Below are 13,682 nucleotides of genomic sequence, written 5' to 3' on the forward strand. Positions count from 1 at the left end.
GGTTGGGCAGCAGAGCTCAACCTCGAGGACTGCTACCGCAAACTCTTTGAACACGAGCGCGGCGTCGGCTACCCGAAAGAGCGCGCGGCCATCATGGCAAAGAACCGAGGAATCCTTGCAGACATGAAGGCCGCCAGCTGCAATGACATGCTAAGTGTGCTCAAAACGGTCGATCAGGACCTACTGCAAGCGACGATTGCAGGAGAGCGTTTTGAGGAACTCTTTTACACGAACTCCAAGGATGAAGAGATGTCAGAGTATCTGAAGTCCTTGTAACGCGACATTGAATATCGTCGATTGGGATTCATGACGCATTGTGGCTGGGGTGGCGCTATCAACCGAGTGTAATGAAAACCGGTGCGTCACCCTTAAGTGGGTAGAGCCGAGTAATGCAGATTGGGCGGGTTGTCGCAATCACGATCATTTAACGAAGCGAGCCCAAGTCATTGCGCTTCAGAGATCAGCGCGTCGAGAGTTCCAAATCAATCGCGCGAACGCCTGACTTGCCACTTTCTACCACGTCCAATGTTATCGGGCTGTACAGATAGTGCATACCAACCCAATAGTTGAGCTCATCTTTAATCTCACTGTGGGCACGGATTCTTTCCAGCAGTTCGATCGTTTCGTCGTTTGGAATTCCCGGCGAGCAATCAATCTGAAGGGATTCGGAGACGCCATTCATTCGATGGCAAGCGCCCCACAGTGCAGCATGCGCGCGCACGGTAATCAGTTTTCGAAACATCTGGCGGTAACTAGGTGATGAATCGAGACCTGAGATGATTGTTTCGTTGAGCACATAGAAGGGTTCCACGGCATTTTTCACGGCCGTTGCGCGCAAAAGACCCAGTCGCTGCATTTCATCAAACACCGCTTTGCGTAGCGGTGAGAACAGCACTTGTGAAGCGGCAAAAAAGTCCACGAGGACGGGCCAGCAATCCTCTTCGCAGGGCCTACCCGCGTCGAGGAACGCCACCGCTCGCTCACCCGACGTCACAACTTGGGCCATAACGTCAACACGATTTTGCAGCAGTTCAGTGTTAAGGGAAACTTCCTTACGTAGTTCAAAAAGATACTGTGTTTCTTGTTGTAACAACTCTCGCTCTGACTGCCACTCTTGAACCTGAAGACCGACAAATACACCGAAAACGACGATGGCAAAGTCCACTACGACAGCGAACCAGTTCTGTTCGGTGATGTGCTGGGTGACGCGGCGTAGAAGCATTGTTTGGGAGTCTCGAACCTGGGGATAGGGGGTCACGTAGGGGTCATGCACAGTGGAGTGTAGGCTGACCGCCAAGCAGAGTAGGCGCCGCCGCAGCGGACGGCGCCCAGAGAGGGTGGTTTAATCAGAGCCCCAGCTGTTCATGGTCGGTTCTTCAGCGACATCGGCCACCACCTCGCTGTTTGCCGCAGAATCAAAAGCCTTCGCTATGGAAGCACTGCGAACGTCCGTGACTGACTTGTACCGCGGATGCGTGAAGATGTAGAGCTCGCCTGCCTCGAGAGCTTCGATAACGCGCTCACTCAGCTGATCGGCAGGAATACCATTCTCAACTGAAGCGGCGCTGGCCTTGGCGACCTGCATGATGTCCGGCCCCGGGGTGATTTTCATCGGGTAGCGCGCGGGGCGATTGCGATGCGAAAGGTGAATCTTGGTTTTAACAAAAGCTGGAGCCAGCACGGAAACATGAATGTTGCTGTTGTGTAGTTCCAGGGCCCAAGCTTCTGTCATCGCAACTACCGCGGCTTTGGTTGCGGTGTAGCCGCCGGCAAAGGGGACACCGCCCATGCCAGCCATGGAGGCTACGTTGATTAGCCAGGAGCCTTCGCCGTGCTCTTTCATGAGCGGCACCAGAGCGTTTGCTCCGTACACGATGCCCATCAGGTTCACGTCGATACACCAGCGCCACCCTTCATCGTCCAGAGTCTCGATGCCGCCCACTCCACCGCTCACGCCGGCGTTGTTCACGAGCATGTGGATGTTGCCGAACTTTTCCGTTGCTTCTTTCGCCGTGCGCTCCCAGTCCTCGCGCAGCGCCACGTCCATCTCAACAGCGAGATGACTAACCCCGGCATCGCTCAAAGCCTGTGCAGCAACGGCCAGTTGTGGCCCTTCGATGTCGGCGATGACGACATTCATGCCGCGCTCGCCCAGGGTTTTCGCAAGGCTGAAGCCGATGCCATTGGCACCGCCGGATATGACGGCGGTTTTTCCAGAGAAGTCGATCATGGTGGGGAGTACCCTCCTGCGTGAGTGGATCGTGGCCGCGATTCGTCGCGACAGGGGCTCACACTATAGAGAGGCTGGCCCGAACGTAAAAGCCCGAGCGTCTAAACTGCTACGGGTTAAAGTCCCATCACTCGCGAGCAATGAGCTCCTGAAGTATCTTTCGCGCCTCAACCCCGCCCCGATCAATGTTCAGCGACATCAGCGGCCGCTCGCGGTTCGCTTCCAGATTACGCTGCTGAGACTCGAGCATTTCGAGATCCTCAGTAAAGATCTTTAGCTGAGAGTCCCGGATAGAGTCCGTCAGTTTTAAGTCTGTGACATTGAAGTTCCGCGCCATCCCCCAAAAGTACCAACAGCTGTTTTCAGTTTCAGGGGTGATGAGGTCAACTACGATACCGGATGCGCGATGCTCTCCCGGAGCCTCGATACCGCCATGCCCTGCATGCGCGACACCCACGTCGATCATCACACTTCCCGGAGGCGAAAAGCGACATACCTGCCAGCGATCCACGGGTAAATCGGGATCCAAATTATTGCCTTTCAGTGCATCTTGCCAAAATGGCGGCGCCGGAATGTCCTCCATAAAACGACTGACGCTGACATGATGATCTTTACGCAGTGTATCCGGGGCCGCCTCTTCTATCTCGGGCTGGCCGATGCTGCTGGCATGAACATAGGTTTCGTGTGTTAGGTCCAGGAGGTTATCAATGAGTAAACGGTAATCACAGCGGATATGAAACATTCCGCCGCCAAAGGCCCAATCTGGACTTCGCGCCCAGTGAAGGTCAGGAATCAAGTCAGCATTCGCCAGCTCTGCATCCCCGGGCCAGACCCAAATGTACCCATGGCGCTCTATGGCAGGGTAAGTTTGAATACCCTTTCGAAAACGCTCCACTGACTGACCGGCCATACCTGCACATTTACCATCCGCATTCATTCGCATGCCGTGGTAGCCGCACACGATTACACCATTCTCTACTGTGCCAAGAGACAGCGGGGCGCCTCGATGGGGACAAAAATCCTCCAAAGCCGCCACCTGGCCTTCCACCGCTCTAAACAGCACCATAGATCTTCCGCAAACGACTCGCCCAAGCGGCTTCGCTTCAATTTCGTCGGGAGTAGCGGCCACGTACCAACAGTTCTTTGGAAAATTTGTATTCTTATTCATCCTGCATACCCTCGCTCTCAAATAGCAGAAAAACATGCCAACCACAGGCTTAAACTTTGCTACGCATTCATTGGCGATTCGTCGAGCATTTGCGCAATGTCGTCGAACCGGCTCATTTTGTCAGTTACGAGAATTCTTCGGTATCTATCTCGAGCTGCGTCGAGCGCGGATAACGATCGCCGCAAATAGAGCTATGGTTAATCAGACTACCCACAGCATCCAGAACCCCTCCATCAATAACCAGTTCTGCCGCCAACAGGTTCTCTTGCAGGTGATCAATAGAGCGGGTCCCGGGAATCGGAATGATGTGCTCTCCCTGGTCTAGCAACCAGCACAGGGCCAACTGGGCCGGCGTGCACTCGGCCAGCTCCGCCAGCTTGGCATAAGCCCGGAAGAGAGTTTTGTTAGCGCTGAAGTTTGGCTCGTTAAAGCGTGGCATTCCTCGACGGATATCTTTTCCCGAGAGCGAGTCGGCATTACCCACGCTGCCGCAGAGATACCCTCGGGCAACGGGGCTAAAGGCCACGAAAGACACTCCAAGCTCCGCACAGGTCTTAAGTACCGCAATTTCCGGATTGCGCGACCACAAAGAATACTCCGTCTGCACGGCAGCAATGGGATGCACCGCCTGCGCTTTACGAAGGGTGCTAGCCGACACTTCAGACAGCCCAAGAGCTCCGACCTTGCCCTGCTCTACCATAAGAGACATGGCACCTATGCTGTCCTCAATGGGCACGGACTTATCCCAGCGGTGCAAATAGTAAAGATCGATATGCTCTGTTTGCAGCTTACCCAGGGAATCCTCTAAGGTCTTCGTCAGCGTCTCCGGCCTCCCGTCGATCACCCGTTTTCCATCGACCCCGGTCATACCGCACTTACTGGCAAGAAAAATGTCTTTGCGTCGGTGCTGCAATGCCTCGCCGAGTAGCTCCTCGTTACTGCCAAAACCGTAAAGAGCAGCCGTATCAAAGTGCCGGACACCCAGATCAAAAGCGCGGTGCAGTAAACGAATCGCATCATCACGCTGTGGAGGATGTCCATAAGCATGACTGAGATTCATACACCCCAGTCCTATGGCCCCCACTGAACGTCCCGCAATCTCGCGCTGCGTTTTCATGGTTCTCTCCATGGCTATTTAGCCACCCAGTTGCTGCTCGAGGTCGTGCAAAACCTTGTAACAGGCAAGCACCTGAGCGACGCTGGAATTAGGCTCACGACCTTCTTTTATAGCCGCAAAGAATTCCCGGTCCTGCAGCTCAATACCGTTCATGGACACATCGACCGCAGAAACATCAATCACCTCTTCCTTGCCATCTACCAAATCGTCGTAACGAGCAATGTAGGTGCCGTTATCGCAAATGTAGCGAAAGAAGGTTCCCAGCGGCCCATCGTTGTTAAAGGACAGTGATAGGGTGCAAATCGCCCCACTCTCCGCCTGAAGCTGAATTGACATATCCATTGCTATACCAAGCTCGGGGTGAACCGGGCCCTGAATGGCGTTGGCCTTAACGATGGGTGAGTTTGCCTGATAGGCGAACAAATCTACGGTGTGTGCTGCATGGTGCCACAACAGATGATCAGTCCAACTTCGGGCCTCGCCCTTGGCATTGATGTTTTTTCTACGGAAAAAGTAGGTTTGCACATCCATCTGCTGGATGTTGAGCTCGCCGGCTCTTATGCGGCGATTCACCCATTGATGCGATGGATTAAAGCGCCGGGTATGGCCGACCATACATGTCAGGCCTGTTTCACGCTGGGTATTCAATACAGCCTCGGAGTCCGCCCAACTGTCCGCGAGAGGAATCTCCACCTGCACATGCTTGCCCGCCCGCATGCATCGAATCGACTCTGATGCATGCTGCTGGGTGGGCGTGCAGAGAATCACCGCATCGGCCTCTGTTTGCTCCAGCGCCTGGTCAAAATCCACGGAGACATGTGCGATGCCGTAGTCATCGGCCACCTTCTGGGTTTTGTCCAGTGTGCGACCCACAAGCGACACAACCTCTACGCCCGCGATGTTTTTTATGCCATCAAGATGTTTAATCCCAAAGGCTCCGGGGCCCACCACCATAACTTTCATTCTTTAATCCTCACTCTCATTTTCCAGAATCAGATGTCCTACGGCGGTATTCGACGCGGGCACGTGATAAAAGCGATGCTTTAGGGAGACTGAGTCATCCATAGCGCCTCGCGCGATCAACCACATAACAAGTTCCACACCCTCCGAGCCGGCGAGTCGCACGTAGTCTATATGCGGCTTTTGTGACAAAGCGGCTGCATCGTCAACCAAACGGTCCAAGAACTCGTTATCAAACTCACTGTTGATAAGACCAGCGCGCGGCCCCTGCAACTGATGACTCATCCCCCCGGTGCCCCAGATCTGCACATTAAGATCCTCATCGAAGGAATCTACTGCACGCCGCAATGCTTTACCCAGGGCAAAACAGCGACTCCCCGATGGCGGAGGGTAAAGCACCACGTTTACGGCAACGGGAATCACGCGACAGGGCCAGGACTCGGGTTGGCCAAACATCAGCGACAAGGGAACCGTTAAGCCGTGATCGACGTCCAGTGTATTAACCACAGTGAGGTCAAAATCGTCTTGAATAACGCTCTGGGCAATGTGCGCAGCCAAGGCTGAATGCCCCTTCACCGGCGGTACGGGCCGTGGACCCCAACCCTCATCCGCCGGCTGAAACTCATCGCCAGTAGCAATGGCGAAGGTGGGCACCAGGTTCGCATCAAAGGCGCTGGCATGGTCGTTGTACACCAGCAGAATCACATCTGGTGTGTTCTTCGCGGCCCACTGTTTGGAATAATCATAGCCCGCGAACAGGGGCTTCCAATACTCATCGCTGGTTTTACCATTATCTATGGCTGCACCTATGGCAGGTACATGTGAGGTATAAACCGATGCCGAAATCTTAGCCACTTTCATGCTCCTTCAGATAAAGATTGCCCGCTGGAGCGCGCCCGCCTTCGAGCATCATTTTTTTGTAGTCGGCCTCACTAACCCCGGTCATGGTCGAAGCGGCATATTGAAAACTCAAACCATCAGAAGAAAATATCTTCGCCAAAAAATAGATATTCCCGCCCTGCGCGATCATCTTGTTGTAATTACGGTCCAGCACCGCCTGTTTTTGCTCAGCTGTCATAGGCCATTCATCAATGTAGGCCCGCTCATTCTCTTTGAAGCGATCTCGATTACTCGCCTTCATCAAAGACATACAAAACTGATTCAGATGAAAGCCCTTGCGAGCCATATCTGCATCAAAGATCGTAGTCCCGGGAATATCTCCGTAGGGTTTGTTTAGCGGCATCCTATTGCTCCACTTCTTCGGGCCAGTAAAGGCGCATGGGATTGTCCACCAGGAGCTTTTGCTGTAACTCCTGCGTTACGGCGATGTGAGGAATAAAATCCACCAAGTCGCCCTCATCCGGTGTGTGCGAGGTCATATTCGGATGCGGCCAATCCGTACCCCAAAGAACTCTGTCTGGAAAGCGCTCCACCACTGTTCTGGCAAAGGGAATGACATCGCCGTAACCGACATTCTCAAGTAATGAGAGGCGTTCGGGACAGCTAACTTTGCACCAGAAATTGGGGTTTTCGCCAAGCAACTTTAAAAACAGCGCAAACTCTTCTCCATCAACGGGTTTGCTGACATCCGGGCGTCCCATATGGTCCACCACTACGTCCGTCGGTAGTGAAGCAAAAAAGTCATAAAGCTCTGGAAGCTCAGATGCTTCAAAGTAAATAACAATATGCCAACCCAGGGGCGCGATTTTTCGAGAAATCTCCTCCAAAGAATCAAAAGGAAGCTTATCTACAAGCCGTTTCACGAAATTGAAGCGGACCCCTCTAACACCTGCCGCATGAAGCTCCTGCAACTGCTCGTCTGAGATATCACGCGTTACGGTGGCAACGCCTCTGGCCATACCGTTGGAGTCGAGCAAGGCATCAACCAGAGCGCGATTATCGGCCCCATGGCAGGTGGCCTGAACAATCACATTGCGACTGAGCCCCAGGTGGTCACGCAGCATCCACAGCTTTTCTTTTGGCCCATCACAAGGTGTGTATTTACGCTGTGGCGCGTAGGGAAACTTATCGCCGGGCCCAAACACATGGCAATGTGCATCTACCGCGCCAGGCGGTGCCCTAAATGTTGGTTTGCGCGGGTTCGGGTGATAAACCCGCCAGCCATAATCCATTTGGAAGTCGCTCAAGGCTAAATACCTCTAGCTTCAAGAATTGCGTCTAGGCGCGGATACACCCGCCGGGCATTGCCCTCATAGACCTTATAACGATCTTCATCGGACAAACCTAGCGCATCAACGTAGCGCTTTGTGTCATCAAAATAGTTACCCGTCTCGGGATCGATACCCCGCACCGCACCCACCATCTCTGATCCGAACAAAATGTTATCGATATCGATCACACGAAAGAGCAAATCGATACCCGGCTGATGGTAAACACAGGTATCAAAAAATACGTTCTTCATAACGTGTTCTGCCAAGGGCGGCTGCTTGAGCATATCTGCCAAACCTCGGAATCTCCCCCAGTGGTAGGGAACTGCCCCGCCGCCGTGGGGTATGACAAAGCGCAAGCTCGGAAAATCCTTAAACAGATCGCCTTGAAGAAACTGCATGAACGCCGTGGTATCTGCATTGAGATAGTGGGCGCCAGTCGCATGGAAGTTATCATTGCAAGATCCAGACACGTGAATCATCGCCGGAACATCCAGTTCAACCATCTTTTCAAAAAACGGATACCAACTCTTATCCGTGAGAGGCGCCGAGGTCCAATGGCCTCCCGAAGGGTCCGGATTCAGGTTGCAGCCAACAAACCCCAGTTCATTAACGCAACGCTCCAACTCAGCAACAGAATTTGCAATGGACACCCCCGGTGACTGTGGCAACTGACAGACGCCGATAAAGGTTTCGGGGTACAAATCAACCACACGTTTGATCAGATCATTACAGGCCGAGGTCCACTGCTTGGACACAGCCTCATCGCCCAGATGGTGTGCCATGGCTGACGCTCTCGGCGAGAAGATAGTCATATCCGCCCCTCGCTCCCGCAGTAACCTAAGCTGATTTCCCTCTACGCTTTCGCGTATTTGATCATCACTGATATGTGGGACATCTGGCAGGGCCCTGCCAAGTTCAAAGGCTTTGAGTTGCGCCTCCCGGAACAATTGATGGGCTTCTGGAGCGGTGGTGTAATGGCCGTGGCAATCAATAATCATTATGGTCTCTCATCTTTATTTACAAACAGACGCCGCGCGAATCGCATCGAGCATCTCCCCTAGCGACTCTTCATCAAGTGCAGCCTGAAACTGCGCGGCCCAGGCCTGCCGCTCTACCGTCGCCGCGCTCATCAGCGGGTCGCAACCGGCCTCGCGCACGGTGTTGACGACCTCGCGCATTTCCGCAGCTCGACGCTCACCGTGAAGTAATGTTCTGGAGATCAAATACTGGGCGTGTTGAGGCCAATCCGGCCCCGGAAACAGATTACTCAAGGAGCCGAGAACACTCTCCTCCACGCCGTAGTGTCTCGCCGCGAGCAATGACTCAGAAACCAGCGCCTCCATACCCTTAACGATGACACTCCTACACATCTTGGTGGCTGAAGCGACGCCTGGTTCGTCAGACGCGACGCTCACCGCATGGAAGCCCAGGAACTCGAGCATCGACACCGTTTCGCCGGCATTGGGACCCGAAAGCAGAATAGGTGACCCGGATCGAAGCGGCATGATCGGCGACATCACCGCCGCCTCGACAAATCGCCCCTTTACACTTTCTACCAGATCCGAGATTTCCTGCTTGGCACCTGGCGACACGGAATTAAGATCTATAAACACTGTGTCGCGCTGGAGGCTTGGGAGAATCGACTGCGCTGCATTGACCGCCTGATCTGCCGTCACCGCACTGAGAAGCAGCTGGCACCCCAGGGACATTTCTTCTGCTGATTCCGCCACGGACAATCGCTCATCGCCGGCAAGGGTTTTAAGATTCTTCGCTGCCTTACTGCCTGCAGTGCCAAACTCGTGATCCCAGACTCGCACGCTGACCGGGGACTGTGCGAGCAGATCTTCGCTAAGGATGCGTCCGACCTCTCCAAGACCAATAATGCCCACGCATTCAATGTTCATGGGAAAGACCTGCCAAGTCGTCGGGAACCAGAACTTCGCCGCGCATCAGCAGGCGCGCCGTGCGCAGCAATGCAGCACGATGGACGGTTACACCCTTCGCACCGCTCTCACCGGACGTTTCAATCTCTACACTGAAAAATCCCGTGGGATGCTCCACGGCCAGTGTGGCAACACCATCCGTTGAATCAGCGGCAGCAAGCTCCTGTGCTACGGAGCCGGGCATCACACAGGCCGTCGCGACGCTCACGGATCCCAAGACGCCAATAGCTTCGTGCACACGATGGGGAATAAATGTGCGCGTGTTAATGGCCCCACCAGCAAGGGGGCGGGACAGCAGACACATTTTTGGAACTGTCTTGTTTGCAACATCGCCCAAGTTCATGAGCGGCCCAGCGATGAGCCTGATGTCCTCGACGCGGCGCTTCAAGGCCTCATTAAGCTCCAGCTCTGCGGGAGCTTCATTTCCGCTCAGGCCAAAATCTGAAGCACGCAGCAACACTACAGGCATGCCATTATCAATGCAGGTGATTTCGGTTTGGTTAATCGTATCCACAACGCGGCCCGTGGGCAGCAAGCCACCGCAGCTGGAACCCGCTATATCCTGAAACTCTATGGGCACGGGAGCCGCGGTGCCGGGCACGCCGTCGATGCGCGCGAGCCCCTGGTAGTTAACCTCTCCAGCCGGTGTTTCCACTCGGGCCACGGCGCGAGCACCCGTGTTGAGCATCCGAATGCGAACCTCTGTGACGTCAGCGGAGGCGCTAAGCAGCCCTCGCTCTAAAGCAAAAGGTCCAACCCCCGCCAGAATGTTGCCGCAGTTTTGGGCATCGGTGACCTCGGCCTTGTCCACGACGACCTGCAAAAAAAGATAGTCAACGTCGGCCTCGGGATCGGCCGATGGACTCACAATCGCAACCTTGCTCGTGAGCGGGTGGGCACCGCCCATACCGTCAATCTGCCGATCATCGGGAGAACCCATGGCAGCAAGCAGTATGCGATCGCGTTGCTCCGGGCTTTGGGGTAAGTCTGATGCAAGAAAGTACAGGCCCTTTGAGGTGCCGCCACGCATGACCATACAGGGAATCGCTGTTTGCACGATTCAAATATCCTGCAGCGTCTTGACGTAGCGAAGGCCCTTTTCTTTGAGCCGGTCGCGCATGTTGTAGATATCCAGGCCTAACTCACCGGCAGCCAGTCGCTCGCGCTTTACTTCCTCATTGGCAAGCCGCTTGGCAACTTTACTGTGAACTTCATCAGCCTCTTGTCGACTTACGACGACCACACCATCGTCGTCGGCAACAATGAGATCACCGGGATGCACCAAGGCACCTGCACACACTACCGGTACGTTGACGTTACACACTGTTTCCTTGACACAACCCTGCCCGTGAACGGCCCGGGACCAGACAGGGAACCGCATGTCAGTCAGTGTTGCGATATCCCTCACCCCCGCGTCTATCACCAGGCCGAGAACTCCCCTGGCCTTAAGTGACGTAGCCAACAGGTCTCCAAAGTAACCATCAGTGCAGGGACTGGTCGGTGCGACCACGAGAACATCGCCGGGACGACATTGCTCTACAGCGACGTGAAGCATCCAATTATCGTTCGGTGCGACCTCGCAGGTCACTGCGGTGCCCGCAATAGCAGCGGGCCGGTAAATCGGACGCATGTACGAGGCAAGAAGCCCCTTGCGACCCTGAGCCTCGTGCACCGTTGCGGATTCAGCGCCTTGAAACAAGGCCACAGTGTCTTCAGCGACTCGTTCAATATCAGTAACGCAAACAGGCATAACAGTACCCCAAGGTCAGAACAAATTCAGACCCTAGAATACAACTTCGACGATCCTCTGGGATGCCCGATTCTTGCGCTATGGTATAAGTTTTTACTATAGTGAATAGCAATCGCCAAAGGCACGAGCATGCACAATCTCCTCAATTTACGGCATCTTCAGGCTGCGCTGGCAGTACAGCAGCAGGGCTCCATCAGTCGAGCCAAAGAGACCGTACATTTATCTCAGTCGGCGATTACCCAAGGTATTTCCAAGCTTGAGAAGGACCTGGGATTTAGCCTTTTCGACCGCTCTTATTCGGGACTACGGACCACTAAAGAAGGCGATATATATTTAAAACGTGTAGCACAATCCTTCACTTTTTTGCGTCAGATGGACAGGCTTCTACCCTCCACAAAGCAAGCAGCAGCCGCGCCCATCTATCGCTCGCTAACCAGTACTCAACTTCGCGCGCTGATGCATGTCGTTGAGCAACGCAGCTACACCCGGGCTGCCCAGCGGCTGCAATTGTCCCAGCCGACCGTGTACCGCGCGGTGCAAGACATAGAAGCCGTCTTTGGATATAAGTTTTTCGATAAATCACCCTCAGGCCTTGAAACCAGCTGGAGCGTCAAGGAAATCGCCCGCTACATCGGCTTATTCTTTGCAGAACTGTCCCAGGCTATCGATGAAGTCAACGAGCACAAGGGACAAATGGCTGGACAGCTGCGCATCGGAAGCCTCCCTCTTGCGCGCACTCGTACGGTTCCCAGAGCGGTGGTTAGAATCACCCGTGACTTCCCAAATGTTCAGGTCAGCATTATTGATGGCCCCTATGAGGAGCAACTCCATGCCCTACTTCACGGCAGACTGGACCTGCTTGTTGGAGCACTCCGGGAGCCCGCTCCAAGTCCGGACATCGTCCAGAAAATTCTCTTTAAAGACGTTCTTCATGTGGTGATGCGCCCGGGGCATCCTCTGGGAAAACGGCAAAAACTCACAGCACTGGAACTGCGAAACCTGGATTGGGTTGCACCACGGCAAGACACCCCTGCCAGAGAGGCCTTCACTGAACTTTTTCGCAGCAATGGTCTGGCGCCGCCCGAGCACGTCATTGAATGCAGCTCTTTGGTCGCCACGCGAGGAATACTAATGGAGAGTGACCGGGCCGCACTCCTCTCGGCCAGGCAGGTCGAGGTGGATCTGAATTCCGGACTCCTGAGTATTAACCCTCATCACTTACGCGGTACCACGCGAAACATTGGAATAACGCTGAGAAAGGGCTGGGAACCCACCCAGGTTCAACAACGATTCATAGACAGCCTGGCGGATGAATCTTGAGTATCCGAGTTAAACCTCTTCATAAGGCAGCCCCACATATTGCGTAGCGAGCACTCTGCGACCTGCTTCCGTATTAAAGAAATAGTCACGTTCGGAATCCATAAAGCGATCCAGCATCTTCGCATCCACTCCACTGCCGCCCTCATCGCCGTAATCATGCAGCATATTGGACAGCCACCAGGAGAATCGCTCACCGTGCCACACCCGCTTTAGCGCAACTTCAGAATACCGTGCAATACAGACTGTATCATTCTTCTGGTACACACGAGTAAGAACCTTGTATAGGGTATGGACGTCGGAGGCCGCTAGATTCAGGCCTTTTGCCCCGGTCGGGGGAACGATATGTGCTGCATCCCCCACAAGGAATAGCCGACCGTATTGCATAGGCTCACAAACAAAAGAACGCAGCGGAGCAATACTCTTTTCCAGGCTTGGACCGGTCACCATGTTCTCGGCAACGTCCTGGGGTAAACGGCGCTTGAGCTCCGCCCAAACATCGTCATCCGACCACTCTTCAACATTATCTGTAAGAGGTACCTGCAAATAGTACCGGGACCGGGTAGCGGACCGCCGGCTCGCCAGCGCAAATCCGCGTTCGCTCTTGCAATAGATCAACTCTTCGCTTGCAGGCGGCGTGTCACTCAACAATCCAAGCCAACCAAAGGGATACACACGCTCATACTCGGTACGTTTATCGGCGGGAATGGACTGCCTAGACGGCCCATGAAACCCATCGCAGCCCGCAATGTAATCGCAACATAGCGAGTGCTTCTCGCCTTCGTAGTCGAAGGTAACCGAGGGCGTCGACTCCGCAATGTCGTGCAGTTGTACATTAGCGGCCTCGTAACAAGTAAGCAGGCCCGCAGCTTTCCGAGCATCCATAAGATCCTTGGTTAACTCTGTCTGCCCATAACAAATAACCACATCGCCGTCGGTGAGTCCTTTGAGATCGATATGCTTGCGCACACCATCAACGGCAAACTCTACACCCTCGTGAACCTCTCCCTCGGCATCCATACGTTC

At 54.3% G+C, this 13,682-nt stretch carries 14 protein-coding genes and 1 pseudogene; 2 read left to right on the forward strand and 13 right to left on the reverse strand.

The window, feature by feature from the left end:
- Positions 1-276: pseudogene (locus tag AB8B76_RS03460) on the forward strand (hypothetical protein); the annotation flags it as partial.
- A 184-nt stretch (positions 277-460) separates the two neighbouring features.
- Here the strand turns inward: AB8B76_RS03460 and AB8B76_RS03465 are convergent.
- The 12 genes from AB8B76_RS03465 to AB8B76_RS03520 all read right to left on the reverse strand — a co-directional run bounded on the left by AB8B76_RS03465 (position 461) and on the right by AB8B76_RS03520 (position 11,339).
- Positions 461-1,297 (reverse strand): hypothetical protein, encoded by an 837-nt coding sequence (locus AB8B76_RS03465; RefSeq protein WP_405270311.1) that lies wholly within the window; start codon positions 1,295-1,297, stop codon positions 461-463.
- Between the two features lie 45 nt (positions 1,298-1,342).
- Entirely contained in the window at positions 1,343-2,230 is an 888-nt protein-coding gene (locus AB8B76_RS03470; protein ID WP_405270313.1) for an SDR family NAD(P)-dependent oxidoreductase, read from the reverse strand.
- A gap of 127 nt (positions 2,231-2,357) precedes the next feature.
- Positions 2,358-3,398 carry a Rieske 2Fe-2S domain-containing protein gene (locus tag AB8B76_RS03475; protein ID WP_405270315.1) on the reverse strand — a complete coding sequence of 347 codons (1,041 nt, stop codon included), beginning with the start codon at positions 3,396-3,398 and terminating at the stop codon, positions 2,358-2,360.
- Between the two features lie 124 nt (positions 3,399-3,522).
- Positions 3,523-4,515 (reverse strand): aldo/keto reductase, encoded by a 993-nt coding sequence (locus AB8B76_RS03480; RefSeq protein WP_405270317.1) that lies wholly within the window; start codon positions 4,513-4,515, stop codon positions 3,523-3,525.
- Between the two features lie 18 nt (positions 4,516-4,533).
- Positions 4,534-5,478 (reverse strand): Gfo/Idh/MocA family oxidoreductase, encoded by a 945-nt coding sequence (locus AB8B76_RS03485; RefSeq protein ID WP_405270319.1) that lies wholly within the window; start codon positions 5,476-5,478, stop codon positions 4,534-4,536.
- Between the two features lie 3 nt (positions 5,479-5,481).
- The gene (locus AB8B76_RS03490) at positions 5,482-6,330 is read right to left on the reverse strand and encodes a class III extradiol dioxygenase subunit beta (protein WP_405270321.1); all 849 of its coding nucleotides are present in this window, start codon (positions 6,328-6,330) and stop codon (positions 5,482-5,484) included.
- Complete coding sequence (ligA, locus tag AB8B76_RS03495; protein ID WP_405270323.1) at positions 6,323-6,718, reverse strand: protocatechuate 4,5-dioxygenase subunit alpha; 396 nt, start codon at positions 6,716-6,718, stop codon at positions 6,323-6,325. Before ligA ends, AB8B76_RS03490 begins: the two co-directional genes overlap by 8 nt.
- A 1-nt stretch (position 6,719) precedes the next feature.
- Positions 6,720-7,622 carry an amidohydrolase family protein gene (locus tag AB8B76_RS03500; protein ID WP_405270325.1) on the reverse strand — a complete coding sequence of 301 codons (903 nt, stop codon included), beginning with the start codon at positions 7,620-7,622 and terminating at the stop codon, positions 6,720-6,722.
- 2 nt (positions 7,623-7,624) lie between these two features.
- Positions 7,625-8,644: an amidohydrolase family protein gene (locus tag AB8B76_RS03505; RefSeq protein WP_405270327.1), complete on the reverse strand. Its 1,020-nt coding sequence runs from the start codon at positions 8,642-8,644 to the stop codon at positions 7,625-7,627.
- Positions 8,645-8,659: 15 nt separating this feature from the next.
- Positions 8,660-9,550 carry a DUF1932 domain-containing protein gene (locus tag AB8B76_RS03510; RefSeq protein ID WP_405270328.1) on the reverse strand — a complete coding sequence of 297 codons (891 nt, stop codon included), beginning with the start codon at positions 9,548-9,550 and terminating at the stop codon, positions 8,660-8,662.
- A complete protein-coding gene (locus AB8B76_RS03515) occupies positions 9,540-10,646 on the reverse strand; it encodes a 4-oxalomesaconate tautomerase (RefSeq protein WP_405270330.1) in 1,107 nt (368 codons plus the stop codon). Before AB8B76_RS03515 ends, AB8B76_RS03510 begins: the two co-directional genes overlap by 11 nt.
- Positions 10,647-10,649: 3 nt before the next feature.
- The gene (locus AB8B76_RS03520) at positions 10,650-11,339 is read right to left on the reverse strand and encodes a 4-carboxy-4-hydroxy-2-oxoadipate aldolase/oxaloacetate decarboxylase (RefSeq protein ID WP_405270332.1); all 690 of its coding nucleotides are present in this window, start codon (positions 11,337-11,339) and stop codon (positions 10,650-10,652) included.
- 129 nt (positions 11,340-11,468) lie between these two features.
- On the opposite strand from AB8B76_RS03520, the gene AB8B76_RS03525 reads away from it, so the two are divergent.
- Positions 11,469-12,659, forward strand: coding sequence for a LysR substrate-binding domain-containing protein (locus AB8B76_RS03525; RefSeq protein WP_405270334.1), 1,191 nt, complete (start codon positions 11,469-11,471; stop codon positions 12,657-12,659).
- A gap of 9 nt (positions 12,660-12,668) precedes the next feature.
- Here AB8B76_RS03525 and AB8B76_RS03530 read toward each other — a convergent pair.
- Positions 12,669-13,682, reverse strand: a 1,014-nt coding sequence (locus tag AB8B76_RS03530) for a 4-hydroxybenzoate 3-monooxygenase (RefSeq protein ID WP_405270336.1), incomplete at its 5' end; no start/stop codon positions are given.

Source organism: Congregibacter sp. (assembly GCF_045107095.1).
Classification (GTDB): Bacteria; Pseudomonadota; Gammaproteobacteria; order Pseudomonadales; family Halieaceae; genus Congregibacter.